Origin of the sequence: Micromonospora sp. II (genome assembly GCF_001709195.1) — a bacterium.
In the GTDB taxonomy this organism is placed as follows: Bacteria; Actinomycetota; Actinomycetes; order Mycobacteriales; family Micromonosporaceae; genus Micromonospora; species Micromonospora chalcea.
This window is the reverse complement of record NZ_LYXF01000028.1, coordinates 35,030-51,970: the sequence shown is the minus strand read 5'-3', so window position 1 is coordinate 51,970 and position 16,941 is coordinate 35,030. Positions and strand designations below refer to the sequence as shown.

8 protein-coding genes are annotated in these 16,941 nt (G+C 69.6%); 5 read left to right on the top strand and 3 right to left on the bottom strand.

Annotated features, from left to right (window positions below):
- Positions 1-10,637: LamG-like jellyroll fold domain-containing protein (locus tag A8711_RS16815; protein ID WP_141707669.1), on the bottom strand; the 10,637-nt coding region annotated here is incomplete at its 3' end.
- Positions 10,638-10,720: 83 nt separating this feature from the next.
- Positions 10,721-11,227, bottom strand: a complete 507-nt coding sequence (locus A8711_RS16810) for a hypothetical protein (RefSeq protein WP_069088765.1) — start codon at positions 11,225-11,227, stop codon at positions 10,721-10,723.
- A gap of 242 nt (positions 11,228-11,469) precedes the next feature.
- Here A8711_RS16810 and A8711_RS16805 point away from each other — a divergent pair, with 242 nt between their 5' ends.
- The 4 genes from A8711_RS16805 to A8711_RS16790 all read left to right on the top strand — a co-directional run bounded on the left by A8711_RS16805 (position 11,470) and on the right by A8711_RS16790 (position 15,172).
- Positions 11,470-11,829, top strand: a complete 360-nt coding sequence (locus A8711_RS16805) for a YraN family protein (RefSeq protein WP_069088764.1) — start codon at positions 11,470-11,472, stop codon at positions 11,827-11,829.
- A gap of 1 nt (position 11,830) precedes the next feature.
- Positions 11,831-13,351 carry a YifB family Mg chelatase-like AAA ATPase gene (locus A8711_RS16800; protein ID WP_064447050.1) on the top strand — a complete coding sequence of 507 codons (1,521 nt, stop codon included), beginning with the start codon at positions 11,831-11,833 and terminating at the stop codon, positions 13,349-13,351.
- On the top strand, positions 13,348-14,526 hold the full coding sequence (locus A8711_RS16795; RefSeq protein ID WP_083297032.1) for a DNA-processing protein DprA: 1,179 nt from the start codon (positions 13,348-13,350) through the stop codon (positions 14,524-14,526). Before A8711_RS16800 ends, A8711_RS16795 begins: the two co-directional genes overlap by 4 nt.
- Positions 14,527-14,785: 259 nt before the next feature.
- Positions 14,786-15,172 (top strand): hypothetical protein, encoded by a 387-nt coding sequence (locus A8711_RS16790; RefSeq protein ID WP_064447049.1) that lies wholly within the window; start codon positions 14,786-14,788, stop codon positions 15,170-15,172.
- 33 nt (positions 15,173-15,205) lie between these two features.
- Here the strand turns inward: A8711_RS16790 and A8711_RS16785 are convergent, their stop codons facing one another.
- Positions 15,206-15,547, bottom strand: coding sequence for a hypothetical protein (locus tag A8711_RS16785; RefSeq protein WP_069088763.1), 342 nt, complete (start codon positions 15,545-15,547; stop codon positions 15,206-15,208).
- A gap of 426 nt (positions 15,548-15,973) precedes the next feature.
- Here A8711_RS16785 and A8711_RS16780 point away from each other — a divergent pair, with 426 nt between their 5' ends.
- Positions 15,974-16,900, top strand: a complete 927-nt coding sequence (locus tag A8711_RS16780) for a tyrosine recombinase XerC (protein WP_069088769.1) — start codon at positions 15,974-15,976, stop codon at positions 16,898-16,900.
- Positions 16,901-16,941: the final 41 nt, after the last annotated feature.

Below are 16,941 nucleotides of genomic sequence, written 5' to 3'. Positions count from 1 at the left end.
CCATCATTACCGAGTGCATTCTGAACTTCGTTCACCCATTGCGGATTACCGTTCTCCCCGATGTTGGCGTATGCCTTGCCATTGAAATGGACTCCGTTCAACTTCTCGGCGAGCGGGACTCCCACCTCCGCTCTACCGAGAACAACCGTGTCTCCCACCTGCGGGTGGTATCCGGTGACAATGCCGGTATCTGCGCATGCGCATGTCGCATCATGCCGAGGGCGAGAGCCACCGCAATTGTGCACCAGGACTGGATCATTGTCGGCGACTACATAGTACGTGTGGATGTCGGCGACCGTGAGGTCGTGCATCTCCTTGTCGCCGCTGTGGTTCCTGACCGCGACGACGGTGACCGCGCGTCCAGGTCCACCACCACCCATACCCGCGCCGCTGCCGTCGCCTTCGAGGCGCTTGGCGTCGTGGACGAGAAGCCGGTGGTCGGGCTGCAACTGCCCGGCGTCCACCCAACGCCGGTCGGTGGCATCCCAGAACGGATGGTTCTGGGTCGTCTTGAGGACCGTCTGCTTGCCCGACTTGCCGTCGCTGACCGTGACGTCAGTCAGGTCACTGTCCCGGTTGAGGTGGAGGCGAGTGACCGGCTTGCCAGCCGTCCTTCCCGTCTTCGGATCCGTCGCCAGGACCCGGTCGCCGAGCTTGAGGTCGGAGATGGGCCGGCTGCTGCCGTCAGCGAGCAGGACCCGGGTCGACGGGTCGAAACTGTGGCAGCCCGCATTCTCCTGCCGGGCCCGGCGAGCGTAGTCGGGCGAATCTCCGCCCGACGCGCGACCAGCACTGCGGGGAGCGGACGCACCCGCGCCACCCCCCTTTGCCGTTGCGGCCCGGACGGAGCCACCACCGGCACGGACCGCGCCGCCGCCGGGCATCCGGCTGCTGAGACTCGGCAGCCGGCTGGCGCCCCCGCCAAGCGCCTTGGTGCCCAACCCACCGGTGAAGCGGCTGAGACCGGCGGAGAGCCCACCGTCGAGGCCCCCCTCGATCATCGTGCCGGCCAGGCCGCTCCAGGAGAACTCCGAGTCGCCCCGGGACACGTCCACCATGTAGCCGCTGCCGGCGGACAGCGCGCCGGCGGCAACCCCGGCCAGGATGAGGCAGCCGACCCCGGTGGCACAGAGCGCGCCGACGGCGACGGTGGCGATCAGTCCCGCCGCGGCGGTCGCGGCGAAGCGCCATGGATCTTTCTTGATGGCCGCAACTGTGGCCTTGGCGCTGTTGACTGCCTTCTTGACCGTCTTCTTGGCTGTTTCCTTGACGCATTTGCCGACGCCCTTGGACAGACAGCTCCGGGCCGCGTGGTAGGAGTCCTTGAGCTGCTGGACCTTCTTCTTACTCCAGCGTTCGAACGAGGTCTTGGTGACGTTCCAGGCCTTTTTGGCCTTGGTGGTCACCTTCTTGGTTGCCTTCTTGGCGTCGTTCCAGGCACGGCCAGAGGAGACGTACGTGAACGCCGAACTGGTGTAGCTGGTCGCCGCCCGGAAGGTGGAGACAGGGTTGGTGACCGCTCGCGCGACGCTGCTGACCCCACGCTTGAAGGACGACCAGCCGAAGTGCCCGGTGGGGTCGACAGTGGTGAGCGGATTGCCGTCACCGTACTGGAAGCGGTTTGCGTCGATGGAATCGGGCACCGCGCCGACGTCGACCGTGTCGCGGGTGTCGAACTGGCCGGTCGCCGTGTTGTACCAACGCGCGTGCATGTTGACTCGGCCCGTGAGCGACTCGGTCCACTCGGACTGGTAACCGAGGTTGCCGACCATGCCGGTCGTCCCGAGCACCTTGCCGAGCGGATCGTAGGCGGTCGATCCGGCGAGCGCGGTTCCGGTCGCGGTGAACTGTGCCACCACGTCGGTGTGCTGGTCGGTCCAGGTGTAGCGGGAGCCGGCACCGCTGCCGCCGCCGGCGCCGAGAAGCTCGCCGTCGGGGCCGCGCGTATAGATCGTGCTGCCGTCGCCGGCCAGGTCGTTACCGAGACCGGCGTAGGTGAATCCGGGCTTGACCGCTCGACCGAGGGCGTCATAGGTGTAGGTGACGGTGGCCCCCGCCGCCTGCTGCGCAATGACCTGACCGAAGGCGTCGGCGTCGGTGGTGTAGGTGCCCGAACCCGTGGCGGCGCGCCTGAGCGTCCCGCGCGGCGTGTATGTGTACGACGTCCCGTCGTTCTGAGTGAGCAGTTGGTTACGAGCGTCGTAGGTGAAGGTCTTCGACCCGTTCTGGGTGCGGTTTCCGGAATCGTCGTAGGCGTAGGTCGTGCTCGTCGTCCCGTTGCTCCACGACGTCAGACGGTTGGCGAGGTCGTAGGTGTAGGTGTTGCTCGCCGCACCGGCGAATCCGCTGGTGACCTTCGAGGTTTCGTTGCCGTTGTTGTCGTACCCGTAAGCGATGGAGCCGAGGGTGACAGTGCCGGCGGAGTTCTTCAGCGTGTCGGTCTTCAACCGGTGCAGCGGGTCGTACGTGAGGGTACGGACGTTGTTGCTGGCGCCGTAGGTGATGGTTGCCGGCTGCGAGGTCTTGTTGTAGCCGACGGAAATGTTGATGCCCGTGGTGGCGTTGGCCACGGTCTTCAGTCGGCCGGCGGTGTCGTAGGTGTAACCGGTGGTCCCGGCAGCGTCGGTACGCGCCGCCATGCGACCGTCGCGGTCGTACGTGAACGAGTTCGTGTCGGCCGGCCCGCTGATGCTCAGCGGCAGCCCTCGGTCGTCGTACGTGATGGTGTTGGTGCCGGACGGCACGGACAGGGCGGTGACGCGCCCCGCGTCGTCGTAGTCGAACACCCGGTCTGCGGTGGCCGCCTCGGCACCCTCGCCGGTGACACGTCTCAACTGGCCGAGTTCGTCATAGGCATTGGTGACGCTGACACCGCCGGGAGAGTCCTGGCGAACGGGCCGGCCCACGGCGTCGTAGCTGACCGTGAAGGTGCGGTCAGGCAGATTCGAGTACGCGAAGGTGGCCGGCTCGATGCGCGACTCGGGCAGCCCCCACGAGTTGTAGGTGGTCCAGAACGCGTTGCCCCGGCCGTCGGTGAAGCGGGTTCGGTTGCCGGCGAGGTCGTAGCCGAACGATGTGCCGATCGCGCTCGTGCCGGTGACCGGCTGCGTCTCGCTGGTCAGGTTGCCCCGGGCGTCGTAACCGAAGTTGGTGGTGGTGCCGCGGGCGTCCTTTATCCAGATCAGATTGTCGTTGTCGTCGTAGCCCATCCGCTCGGTGGTCTGGACGACGTTCCCCGCGTCGAGGTTCTGCCTCATGGTGGCGCGGCCGACGCCGTCGTATGCGACGGTCTTCTTCGTGCCGTCGGGCAGGACCGTCCGGACCGGTCGTCCGAGGCCGTCGTATTCGGTGGTGGTCGTGTTACCTGCGTTGTCGGTGACGCTGATCGGCTCGCCGACCCAGTTGTAGGTGGTGGTGGAGGAGACTCCCTCCGGCGTGGTGACCTTGCGCAACCAGGGCCCGGCCGCCGCCGTTGTGCCGTACGCACCGGTGCCGTAGTCGTAGACCGTGGTGTTGGTCGCCGGCGTCGGCTGCCGCACGACCTGGCTGCTGGTCAGGACCCGCCCGAGGTAGTCGTAGGTGGCGGTGGTCTTGGCGCCGGTGGGGTCGACGGTCTCGATGAGGTCGCCGACCTTGTCGTAGGCAGAGGTGGTGACCTTGCCGGCCGGGTTCGTCACCTTGACGGTGTTGCCCATGGAGTCGTACTCGTAGGTGGTGGTCCTGCCGAGTGCGTCAGTGCTCGACGTGGCCTGGCCGAGGCGGTCGTAGGTTGTGGTTGTCTCGGCGGCGGGGATCGGATCACCGCCCGGTGGCGTGTAGGAAGGCCTGATCGTCTTGACCGGCCGGCCCATGGCGTCGTAGCGGGTGGTGAGGACGTTGGTCAGCGGGTCCTGGGTCTCGGTCGCCTCGCCGAACGTGTTGTAGCCGGTGCGGGAGACCGGTACTGCTGGCACAGGGGCACCGCCGCCGAACGTCTCGGTGGACACCGACGGTGCGACGGCCTTGGCGAGGTTTCCGGCCGAGTCGTACTCGAAGCTGGTCCGGTTGCCCATCGGATCGGTCATGGCGGTGATCAGCCCGCGCTTGTCGACGGTGTAGTCGGTGGTGAGCTTCTTCGGCGTCACCGTCGTTGTCGCCTTACGGCCGTTGCCCGATCCGTAGAGGCTGGAGACCTCGTCGGCCGACAGCGCCTCCTGGAAGATCTGCACGTTGTCGATGGCGCCGTTGACCATCTGCAAGTCGTTGGGGCCGATCAGGATGCCGCCAACGGAGAGCGGGGTGATGCCGTTCCAAGGGCTCGGATTCGTGCCACTGCCGTTGAGCGAGCCGTTGACGTAGAGGCTCATGTCCTTCGTGCCGGAGTCGAAGACACCGACCAGGTGGACCCAGGTGTTGACGGCGGGAACAGCGCTGGACCGGGCGACGGCGGTCCAGCTCGTCGACGCGGTGTCGGCGAGCGCGGAGATGAACTCCCACCGGTTGAAGTGCTTGCTGTACTTCAGGAAGAACGCGCCGTTGTTGTAGCCGCCCTCACCGACGATTGCCTGGTCCTGGTTGAGGTCGCTGAGCTTCACCCAGGCCGACACCGAGTACGACTGGGTCGTGTTCAGCGCCGGCTGGGCCGTGCGGTACATGGCGGTTCGGTTGAACACCGCCGCGCCGTCGGAGCGGCCGATCGGGTTGTACTCGGAATACATCGTCCGCTGCGACGGCGAGGAGTCCTGCGCCTCCCAACCGGCGGCCTCGTCCATCCGCCACCAACCCGTCGGCAGCGCGCCGCTCTTGACGGTGACGCTCTCGGAGGTGATGCGCCCCATCGGGTCGTAGGTGTTCTCGACGGTCTTCATCGGGGTCTGCATCTGACCGACGAGGCTCTGGGTGGTGACGATGTGGTCGTCCGCATCGTAGGAGTACTTCGTCACCCGTTCCAGGTCGTAGGGTTGCTCGGTGGAGGACACGAGTCGGCCGGCCGCATCGTAGTCGTAGAGGCTCCAGTTGGCGCCGTTGTCGGCGCGCTGCATGCCCAGGTTGCCGAGGGCGTCGTAGCTGTTCTCCTCCCGCACGAACCGCTTGACACCGTCGGTACGGGTCACCTTCGTGACGTTGTCGTTGAAGTCGTACTCGTACTCGGTGACCCAGTTCATCGCGTCGGTGTCCGAGGCGAGGTTTCCGTTGGCGTAGTACGCCTTCGACGACACGCGGGTGCTGACGCCATCAGCCCCCGTGATGGTGGTGGTCAGTTGCTGCCCTACGGCGTCGAAAGTCTCAGTCTTGATCCGCAGCACGTCGTCCTGCGGGCAGGTTTCCCCGGCTGACGGTTCGCTGCCGCACGCCACGGTTCTGGTGCGGTTCCCGTAGTCGTCGTACTCGAACAGGGTGACAGTGCCGTCCGGGTCGACGGTCTTGACCATCTGGCCGTGCTCGTCGTAGTCGCTGCGGGTAGCGCGTGGGGAGTCGCCGCCGGTGGTGTCCTCGACCTTGCGGTAGGTGACATTTCCGTCGGCGTCGTAGGTGGTGATGGTCCTCGCGGTGTGAACCGCGCCGGTCACCTGGTTGAGGACCGGCGGATCGGTTTGCTCCACGACCTGCCCTGCGGCGTCGTAGACGTAGGTGGTGGTCAGGTCACCCAGTGGCGCCTCGGCCTTGACGGTCTTTGTGAGGGTGCGTCCGAGCCCGTCATAGGTGAACTCCGTGACCAGTCCAGCAGGGTCGGTGATTTTGACAGCGTCACCGGCGGAGTTGTAGTCCGTCCGTTGCGTTGCGCCCTTGGCGGACACCGTGGTGAGCGGCAGGCCGGGCGGCACGCTGCCACCGCCGACCGCGGGGGTCGATGTGGTGGAGTAGGTCATCGTGGTGGTTCGCCCCGCCGTGTGTCCGGCGACCGGCGGCGAGGTGACACTAACTCGGTTGCCCGAGGTGTCGTAGCCCAACTTGGTCAGGTAGGTGTTGTCGGCCCCGTCCTGCGAGCGAGCGTCACGTACCTCGATCAACTGGTCGTTACGCGGGTCCGGGGCGAGGTTGGCCGTCGTCGCGTCCGGCCAGTACTTGTAATACGTGTTGTCACACCAGGTTTGATCCCGGCAGACGGTCGAGCGGACGACGTTTCCCCGGACGTCGCGTGCGGACACCGTCTTCATACCGAGTGGGTCGAACTCCACCGACTCGAAGCCGCCCACGTCGTAGCCGTAGGAGGTCGTCCGACCCAGCGCGTCGGTCGAGGCGATGAGGCGGTTCCCGTTGACCAGGTCGAAGGTGTCCGTAGCCGTCTTGTTGGTCGGATCAATGGTGCTCACGGTCGTAACGGGCGTCAGGGTCGCTGTTGGGCCTGTCTGCGCGGCGCTCTTCGCGGCACGGTAGTGGGCATCCACCTCCCACGGCGGCAGTTCCCGCTCGTAGTAGGCGAACTCCGCGATGTTGCCCTTGAAGTAGCTGACGTCGGCCGATGAACTCGGCCACGACTTGGTGGTCCCCGCACCGATGTACGACACCAATGCGTTGGTGGCGACCATCGCACCCAAGTTCCCGACCATCTTGTTGTCGAGGTAGAGGGTCTGCCGCGTGGGGGATGCCGACAGCACGACGTGATGCCACTTGCCGTCGTTCACCTTCGTACTCGAGGTGATCGGCGCGTTCCAGGTGCCGTTGTAGAACTCTCCCCGCAACAGCCCGTCGGCGCCGACGTACAGGGCGGGCGTCCAGCTCGGCGTGGTCGGCGAGTTGTTCAGCTCGTTCAGCTGGTAGGAGTAGAGGACCCCACTTGCCGCGTGGTTGACCGGCGTCTTGAACCACATCTCGACCGTGGCGTCTTCGACACCCGGGAAGTCCGTGCCGGGATACAGCTGGTTGGTGGGATCGTACGGTTTGACGTAGGAGGACGTGCCGTTGAAGATCGCGCCGTAGGTGTCCGAGAAAGGGCTCGTGTCGGCTTGGCCGGTGTTGAAGGTGACCGCGTTGTAGCGGGCCTCGTTGCTGTGCACGACGTTCACCGCGTCGGCCGGCGCTTCGGTGTCCCCGAGGCGCCAATAGTCGGTCGGCTGAGATCCGAGGACCGACGACACGTAGACCAGGCTCGAGCCGGAGGCCTTCGGCGCGCCGACCTGCCACACGCCGCCGTTCTCGTCAGTGATCTCACTGACCCGGCCCGTCACGCTGTGATAGGCCACCTGCGCCTGCACCCGCCCGCCCGAGCTGGTGACGCGCGACATCTGCGGCGTGCCGGCGCGGCCGGAGGCGTACATCGAGGTGATGTCGCGGTCGCTCAGAGCGCGGTTGTAGTAAGCGACATCGGCGATCGAACCGCTGAAGAACGTGGCGGTCGGCGTACTGTTCGGTCGGCTGGGCCAGGACCCGCCGAGGAAGCCGGCACCGAGGTACGCCTTGCTGGCGTCCAAACTGTAAAGGTTCACCCCGGCATTCAGGCTGCCGATCCGCCCACCATCGAGGAACAGTTGCTGGCTCGTGCCGTTCCCGACGAGCGCGACGTGATGCCATTGGCCGTCGTTGACCGCGTTCGGCGACGACATCGCATTGGCCGGGTCGGCCGTGCCGAATTCGCCGTAGAGCTTTCCGTCGGCACCCACGTAGAGGACGGGTGAATAGGATGCGGCGGTCGTAGCGCCCGGCGTCACCTGGTCCTTCTGATAGCTGAACAGCACTCCGCTGGGCGTGCTGGTGCGAAACCACATGCCGATCGACTGGTACGAACTCTCCGCCACCGCCTTGTCCGGCAGCGATACCAGAGAGGACGTGCCGTTGAAGGACGCGGAGGTGGACGTCGAATCGGGCAGTGGTGGTGCCTCGCCAAGTGTCACATCGGTGTACGAGCCGGTATTGGCGCCGTCCGCGGAGATCACCGCGCTGGTCGCCGCAGTCGCACCCGCGGCGTCGTTGAGGCGCCAGAATGCGTACGGATCGCTGTTGAGCACCGTGTTGGCATGCTGCGAGACCGACGTGTAGCGGTAGGTGGCGCATCCACTGCCCGCCCCGGGCTCGCAGACCGAGGTCAGCAGGTCGCCGTCGTACGTGTAGGTCCAGGTCTGCTTCGACGCCGGATCGGAGACCACGACCGGGTCGGTGGTGACGCTCGCGACGTGGGGCACCGTGGCGCCCGCCGGCGTGGACCAGGATATCGACAGCGCCCGTCCGGAGGCGTTTGACGTCATCCGGTCCACCTGGCCATCGGCGTCGTACCGGAAGACCAAGGCGCGCCCGGAAGCATCCGTGATCTTCGTGATCCGGTAGTGCCCCGATCCGGCCGCCTGGGTGAACTCGTAGGAGGTGACGTCCTTGTCGGTCAGAGAATAGCCACCCGTGATCGGCTTGAAGACCGACTGCCGGCCCAGCGGCGCGACCCACGTCCCGTCGTTGTTGCGGCCGAACGCCACCTCTTGACCGGTCGGGTAACGCACGGCGACGGTCTGGAGGTTGCCCGACGCGTCCCGGATTTCTGACGCCCGCATATCCACGATCGACGACCATCCCCGTCCGAACGCGTTGTCCAGCCGAGTGTCGAGGCTGTTGTAGTCGCGGTTGACGGTCAGGGCCGGACCGACGGAGGCGATCTGGGCATCAGTGTCGGACGTGGTGTAGTTGCCGACGTTGCCGTCGTACCCCCGGTCGCCGTTCTGCGCGAGCGCCGAGGACACCACGGGCTGCGGCACCTGGGTGGTGAAGGCGTACATCGGGGTGGTGGGACCGGTGGAGGAGAAGTCGTTGGCCTGGACCGCGTACAGGTACGACTTCTTCCACGCCAGCACGCCGGCCGGAACCTTCCACACCCCACCAGCGACCCAGCCCGAACTGGTGATTTGCGTTCCCTGCTCGTTGTAGACGATGAAGTTGTAGCGCAGTCCCTTCGCCGGCCAGTTGTCCGAGTCGTGGCCCTGGGCGATCAGTTCTGGCGTCAGGGTGTCGAGCGTGGCGTTGTTCGACGGGTACCGGGTGTCGACCTGAGGGGCGACGTTGTCGGTGTAGGTGACGTCGATGAAGGGGCCACAGCTGATCAGGCCGTAGACGCTGTTATTGCACTTCACACCCGCATCGGTAGAAGTGAACCGCTTCCACGCCGCGGTGTCGGTCTCAGACGCGGTCAGGGCGAGGCCGTAGTTGCTGGCGCCGGTCACCCATTCGTTGACCTCGGCTGGGTTCAGCGGCACCGACACCCAAGTGCCAACCGTGCGATTGGGAGGGTTGCCGTTGTTCCCACAGGCTGCGGTGCTGCTCGGGGACGCGTTTCCGATCGACGCGCTGTAGGTGGGGAACGTGTCGTAGGTGACCGACGACGCCCACCAGTTCTGCGTCACCCGGTGGACATCGAAACGTCGGGCGGCGCAGGTGCCGTTGCCGATGCCCTGATAGCTCATGAAGAGATTGAGGTCTGCGGCGCTGAGTCGCCTGCCCGCGTACGTGGTGCCGAAGGTGGGGAACGGCAGCAAAGCCTTGGCCTTGCCGCTTCCGAAGGTTCCAACGGCGACGTTGTCCTCGGTGGAGCGGACAGCAGTGCTGCCCGACTGGACGTACGTGTCACCGGTGGTCGTCGCGATGGTTCCCGTGGTGGGATCGAGCTCGACCGGGAACGTCCGTGCCGGGTCCCTGAGCCAGGCCCCGTCGATCGTTACCTTCAGCGCCTGCCCGTCGCCGTGGTCGACAATGTCGTACCGCACCCCGTGTGAAGTTGTCCTCGCGCCTGTCTGGTCGACCTTCGAGTCCTGCATCCAGCCGGCCGGCATGACCGCCGCGGTCTTGCCGGCGGGGTCGACGAACACGACCTGACCGTCGTCGTCCAATCGGACGGTCAAGCCGGACAAGTGCAGGGGATAGAGGTACTCGGTGGCCACGTCCGCCGAGTGAAAGGTGAGCGTCTCCTTGACCTCGCTGCCGTTGAGGCGGAGCGTCAGGTCGACGCCGGGAAAGACACTTCGGTAGGTCGCGGCACTGCCCTCGATGACCGCGGCACTGATCGTGCCTCCCGCCAGGTCATAGCCGAGTATCCGACCCCCGCCGAGGTTCATCCGCACCAGCGGGCCGTCCGCGGCCTCCAGCGTGGGATTCAGGGTGACGTCGATCGGTACCGCTCGTGCTCGCAGTCGCCCGCCCTTCCCCACCAGCCCGTTGTCGATCCGTTGCCAGCGTCCCTGACCGTCCTTGAAGTTGACGGCGGACGCGTGGACCCGGCGGGTGTAGGAGCCATCCGCGTTCTGGAAGACGTCGGAGGTGCTGGTCGAGGCTTCCGGGAGATGCTTGCTGACGCCTGACTGGAAGCCCTGCGCTGCCCGTGTCGTCCGGTTGCCGGTCTCAGGCCGGTACGACTTCCGCAGCTTCAGCTCGCCCTTCGCGGGCCGGACCGGCGCGTTGTCCTGCGCCCTGGGCGAGTCGACATAGTGGCCGCGGTCAGGCGAGCGGCCCATCTGCTGCTTCGGCGTGGGTGGGTCAGCCCACGACCAGCGCACCGCGAACAGATCGGACAGCCAGGACAGGGGAAAGCCACTGCGGCCTGGATGGTTCAAGGGTGCGGAGGGTGCCCCCGTGGTGATCAGCATCGTCAGGACGAGTACCGCCGCCATGCGTCGAGCGACCCGACCTCGACGGCGCGGGCGGCCCGGAGCCATCGCCTGCGCATGCTGCCGCTGACCGCCCATGGCAGCCCTCCCCCGCGATCACGAATACGTGAGGAGAGCTTCCTGGACGTTTCCTGTAAGCACAAGCATCCATGTAGGTAAGATTATTTTGCTCGGGAGCGGGCCACCGCCGACTCGACTCCCGCCCGGATCTCCTCGGCATTGCCAGCCGAAACGGCGTACACACCGTGGATCGGTCGCTCCGCGCCCACCGTCACGTAACGGATTTCCGGAAAGCGGCCCTTCCCTTCCTCCACCGCGGCGACCGGTGCTTGTCCCACTGCCACCACGACACCACAGCCCTCCAGAGCCATGGTGTTGAAGTAGGCCAGGGCGTTGGCGGTCGTCTGCGGTCCATCGACCGCAAGGTACTGGACCTTTATCAGCTGCGCGGTGGAGACCGCCTGCATGCCGGCCCACGCCGCCTTCGCCTCCGTGCCCGCCAAGCCCTCGTCATCGGTCAGCAGACAGGCGGTGAACGCCTCGTACCGTCGTTCGCGGGGCGGCAGCTCCTTCTCATCGGGCCACGTCAACCACAGCAGCGCGCCGATCAGCGCCAGCACTAGCACCGACGCCGGGGCGAGCAGTCCCGGCCAACGCAACCACTTCATCCGACCCACTCTTCCGGCAGCGCGAAATCCGGATGGAGCGTAGTGGACGGCGCCCGCGCCGCGGGTACGGCCAATCCCGCGACTTCGTATGCGCGCTTCATGCGGCCGCTTGTGCCGCCTCTGCCGTCGGCTTCCTAGCAGATCTGACCCATGATCGTCCCGTCGTCCACAGGACGCTCCTCGTCCACAGGCCGACCCCGCGCGCCCCCTCCGCCGGACCCGCCGCACGCATCCTGGCCGGCATGACGAACCGGAACCGAGCCGTCGGCGCGTACGGCGAGCGGTGCGCGCTGCGGCACCTGATCGAGACGGGCCTGCGCCCGGTCGCCCGCAACTGGCGCTGCCCCGAGGGCGAGATCGACATCATCGCCTGGGAGGGCCCGGTCCTGGCCATCTGCGAGGTCAAGACCCGCCGCAGCGAGCAGTTCGGCTCCCCCGCCGAGGCCGTCGTCCCGGCCAAGGCCCGCCGGCTGCGCGGCCTGGCCGCCCGGTGGCTCGCCGAGACCGGCACCACCGCCGACGAGGTCCGCTTCGACGTGCTGTCCGTCCGGCTCCCGCTCACCGGCCCCGCCCGGGTCGAGCACCTGCGCGGCGCGTTCTGACATGGGGTACGCGAAAGTGCTGAGCGTGGGCCTGGCCGGAGTCGCCGGGCACCTCGTCGAGGTCGAGGCCGACCTCGCCCCTGGCCTGCCCGCCGTGATCATCTCCGGGCTGCCCGACACCGCGCTGCACGAGGCGCGCGACCGGGTCCGTGCCGCGATCGTCAACTCCGGCCAGAAGTGGCCGAACCGGCGGATCACCCTCAACCTGCTGCCCGCCACCCTGCCCAAGTACGGCTCGGCGTTCGACCTGGCCATCGCGGTCGCCGTGCTCGCCGGCTCGGGTGAGCTGCCGCCCGTCGCCCTGGACGCCACTGTCGTGCTCGGCGAACTCGGCCTCGACGGCGCGGTGCGCCCGGTGCGCGGCACGCTGCCCATGGTCGCCGCCGCAGCCCGCGCCGGGCACACCCGGGTCGTCGTACCCGCCGGCAACGCCGCCGAGGCGGCGGTCATCCCCGGCGTACGAGTGCACGCCGTCGACACGCTGCACCGGCTCGTCGCACACGTCCGCACCGGCGCGCCACTGCTCGCCCCGCCCGCTCCGGCCCCGGCCGGGACCCCACCCGGGCCGGATCTCGCCGACGTGGCCGGCCAGCCGCTCGGGCGGCGCGCGCTGGAGATCGCCGCCGCCGGCGGTCATCACCTTGCGCTGCTCGGCCCGCCCGGCGCCGGCAAGACCATGCTCGCCGAGCGGCTGCCGTCGGTGCTGCCCGAGCTGGACGACGAGGCCGCCCTGGAGGTGACCGCGCTGCACTCGATCGCCGGCCTGCTGCCGCCCGGCGGCGGGCTGCTGCGCCGTCCTCCGTTCCAGGCGCCGCACCACACCGCCACGGTGCCCGCCCTCGTCGGTGGCGGCTCCGGGCTGGCCCGTCCCGGCGCGGTGTCGCTGGCCCACCGCGGGGTGCTGTTCCTCGACGAGGCGCCCGAGTTCGGCAAGGGCGCGCTGGAGGCGTTGCGGCAGCCGCTGGAGAGCGGCCGGGTACGTGTGGCGCGCACGCGCGGCGCGACCGAGTACCCGGCCCGCACGCAACTGGTGCTGGCCGCCAACCCCTGCCCGTGCGCGAAGCCGTCCGGCGACGTCGACTGCGAGTGCACGCCGCTGGCCCGGCGGCGCTACCTGGGCCGGTTGTCGGGGCCGCTGCTCGACCGGGTGGACGTGCAGGTCCGGCTGCAGGCGGTACGCGCGGCGGAACTGTTGCGGACCGACGCCGCGCACGAGTCCTCGGCCACCGTCGCCGCCCGCGTCGCCGCCGCACGACGAGCCGCCGCCGACCGCTGGGCGGCCACCGGGCACCGGGTCAACGCCGACGTCCCCGGCCCGTACCTGCGCCGTCCGCCGTGGCACCTGCCCGCCCGGGTCACGACGGACCTGCGGCACCGGCTCGACACCGGTTCGCTGTCCGCGCGCGGCTACGACCGCGTACTGCGGCTCGCCTGGACCATCGCGGACCTGGACGGGCGGGACCGCCCCGGCCACGACGACGTCGCGGAGGCCATCCAACTGCGGACGGGAGAGGCCGCGTGAGCACCGAAGAGACCAAGCTGGCGCGGGTCGCGCTCACCTGGCTCGCCGAGCCCGGCACCCGATCCGTGTACGCCCTGGTGCAGCGGATCGGCCCGGTCGCCGCGCTCGACCTGCTGCTGTCCGGTGGCGCGCCGGAGCGGACCCTGCGCTCGGCCGTGGCGGCGCGGGCCGCTGCAGGTGACGCCCGGGCGGTCGCGGCCGAGGCGCTGGCCCGTGGCGAGCGGCTGGGCGCCCGGCTGGTCACCCCGGACGACGACGAGTGGCCGGTCCAGGTCCGTGACCTCCGGCGACTCGCGCTGCCCGGCGCCACCCGCCGGGTCGATGTGGAGACCGACCCGCCGCTCTGCTTCTGGGTACGCGGGGCGTGGCCGCTCGGCGAGACGCTGGCGCACTCGGTGGCGGTGGTCGGCGCCCGGGCGGCCACCCCCTACGGCTCACACATCGCCACCGAGCTGGGCTACGGCCTGGCCGACCGGGAGTGGACTGTGGTGTCGGGCGGGGCGTTCGGCATCGACTCCGCCGCCCATCGCGGCGCGTTGACAGCGGGCGGGCGCACCGTCGCCGTGCTGGCGTGCGGGGTGGACCGCCCGTACCCGATGGGCAACGCCGCGTTGTTCGACCGGATCGCCGAGACCGGCCTGCTGGTGAGCGAGTGGATGCCGGGCGCGGAGCCGCTGCGGCCCCGGTTCCTCATCCGCAACCGGGTGATAGCGGCGGCGACACGCGGCACGGTGTTGGTGGAGGCGGCGGCGCGCAGCGGCGCCACCCAGACGCTCAACCGGGCGCTCGGCCTCCGCCGCCACGCGATGGTGGTTCCCGGGCCGGTCACCTCCGCGATGTCGGTCGGCGGGCACGAGGTGCTGCGCGAGCGGCCGGACGCGCGGCTGGTCACCGGCCTCGCGCACGTGCTGGAGGAGGTGGGGCGGATCGGCTACGACCTGGCCCCGCCGGCCCGAGCGCCCGAGCGCCCACGGGACCGGCTCGACGAGGAGGCCACCCAGGTGCTGGAGGCGTTGCAGCGTCGCCGGGCGCTCGACCTGGAGAGCGTGGCCGCCCGGGCCGGCGTGGACCTGCGTACCGCGATGCGCAAGCTGTCCCTGCTGGAGGAACTGGCGATGGTGGTGCGCCGCGACGGCGGCTACGCGCTCGCCCCGCCGGCGGCCGGCCCGACGTGACAGGCGGCGCGTACCCCCTCGCAACCGCCCGGCGACGGGGCCGTGGGACCGGCCCCGGTCTTCTAGGATCACCATTTCGCGCGCGGCGGAAGCCGTTGCGGGAACGATCGCGCCCCGGCCGGACGCCGGGCGCCGTCACGGGGAGAAGGATGACTGGGGCAGCGAACCGTCGCACATGTCCACAATGGTCGGAGTCCGGCGCCGAGGTGCGGCTCGCCGGGCCGGCGTCGGCCATCCCGCCGACGCGCGGAGGCGGCCGATGAGCACGCAGGAGACCTCGCGCCGCAACCCGGCGGCCGGCCCACCCGGGTCGGGGCGTCGTGCGTTCGGCGGCATGCTGGTCGTGGTCAGCCTCTTCGTGGTGTTCTTCGCGATCCTGTCCCACCGCGACATCGGCGACTACGACCCGAACGGCCCGACGATGTGCGGCGAGGATGTGATGACGCCCCGGGACCGGTGCATGTTCGGCGCGGGCGACGGCTCCTACGAGGCGCAGAAGGCCGAGGCGGAGAAGCAGCACGACATCGACCTGATGATCCGGGACATCGGCTTCGTCGCCGGTCCGGCGCTGTTCGTGGCCGGAGTCCTGCTGATCGTGTGGGGCACGCGCCGGATCCGGGCCACGCGGCAGCCGGCCGAAGCCTGAGCCGGCACGGCACGGCGACGGGACGCGCGATCGTCAGTCGCCCTCGAACCGGATCTCGGTGTCTCGGCGCTCCGCGCAGCGGCGGGCCAGCCGGGCCAGCCGGCGGATGTGGTCGGCCTCCGCCGGCGTCCCGGCCACCTCGGCCAAACACCGCAGGTCGGCGAGCAGCTGCGACATCCGATCGGTGTCGACGGTCAGCTCGCCGAGGGGATCGACGCGATCCAGCAGCGGCGTCCGGCCGCCGCCGCGGACCCGCGCCAGCAGACCGAGCAGCACGTCCTGCGGATCCGCGACGACCTCGATCGAGACGTACGCGGGCCGGCGACGACTGCTGCCCGCCGATATCTGTCGGTAGAGGACCGCGTCCACTCCCACTGTCGGCCCCTTTTCGTACCGGGCGTCACCGTCGCGGGACGCGGCTGTCCGATCGCGGCCGGATCGGCCACCCGTGGGGCGCGCCGGCTCAGCCACGCTGCCGTCCGGTTGCCGCCCTGTGCCTGGCCGCAGCATGAGTTTCCTCTGTCCAGGCCCGGTTTAGCCACCCTGCTCGGCGCGGCGCGATCGTCACGCCGGAAGGCACTGGCGCGGCGGCGCACGGCACACCGCGGCCACGGCGGCGCCGACGGCCCGGCCGGCGCGGTGAAGGCGTGCGGCGGCTCAGCGCGCGGCGGCGCTCCGGCCGTACGCTGGACCGGTGATCGCTGTCCGCCTCTGTTACGACCGCGTGCGCCAGGTCGGGGTGCCGCGGTGAGCAAGCGGCAGCGCGGCACCCGGGACGCGCACGAGGAGCTGCCCGCGTCGATGCGTGAGGCGGTGGACGACTTCGCCGACCACCTGTCGCGGGTGCGCAACCGGTCCGTCCACACCGTTCGCGCGTACGTCACGGATCTCGTGTCGCTGCTCGACCACGCGGTCCGGATGGGCTGCGCCGAGCTGCCGGAGCTGGACCTCGCCGTGCTGCGCAGCTGGCTGGCGAAGCAGCGGACCATGGGCGCGGCCCGGACGACGATGGCCCGCCGCGCCGCCGCGGCCCGGACGTTCAGCGCCTGGGCGCACCGCGCCGGCCTGCTCGCCGACGACATCGCCGCGCCGCTGGCGAGCCCTCGGGCCCGGCGGGAACTGCCCACCGTGCTGCGGGCCGACCAGGCCGCCGCCCTGATGGAGGCGGCCCGGCCCGCCGACGCCCCGCAACCCGGGGAAGCACCGGGCGCGGATACGCCCGAGGCCGTGCTGCTGCGTGACCGGCTGCTGCTCGAACTGCTCTACGGCACCGGGGTACGGATCAGCGAGGCGTGCGGCCTGGACGTGACCGACGTCGACCAGGGCCGCCGGGTGGTGCGCGTACTCGGCAAGGGCGGCCGGGAGCGGTCGGTGCCCTACGGGGTGCCGGCGCAGCGGGCGCTCGATGCGTGGCTGAGCGTCGGGCGGCCGACGCTGGCGACGCCCGGCTCGGGCCGGGCGCTGCTGCTCGGGGCGCGGGGCGGGCGGCTCAACCCGACCACCGCGCGGCGGATCGTGGCCGACTGGACCGAGGCCGCCGGGGTGCCCCGGGTGACGCCGCACGGGCTGCGTCACTCGGCCGCCACCCACCTGCTCGAAGGCGGCGCGGACCTGCGGGCGGTGCAGGAGTTGCTCGGGCACTCGTCGCTGGCGAGCACGCAGATCTACACGCACGTGTCGGTGGAGCGGCTGCGCGCGGCGTACCGGCAGGCGCACCCCCGCGCCTGACCGGCGGAATCCGGCCGGGTGATGATCCATCTCGGGCTAGG

Coding starts and splice junctions, on each gene's coding strand:
- A8711_RS16810 (WP_069088765.1), bottom strand. CDS start 11,227: ATGAAGTGGTTGCGTTGGCCGGGACTGCTCGCCCCGGCGTCGGTGCTA.
- A8711_RS16805 (WP_069088764.1), top strand. CDS start 11,470: ATGACGAACCGGAACCGAGCCGTCGGCGCGTACGGCGAGCGGTGCGCG.
- A8711_RS16800 (WP_064447050.1), top strand. CDS start 11,831: ATGGGGTACGCGAAAGTGCTGAGCGTGGGCCTGGCCGGAGTCGCCGGG.
- A8711_RS16790 (WP_064447049.1), top strand. CDS start 14,786: ATGAGCACGCAGGAGACCTCGCGCCGCAACCCGGCGGCCGGCCCACCC.
- A8711_RS16780 (WP_069088769.1), top strand. CDS start 15,974: ATGCGTGAGGCGGTGGACGACTTCGCCGACCACCTGTCGCGGGTGCGC.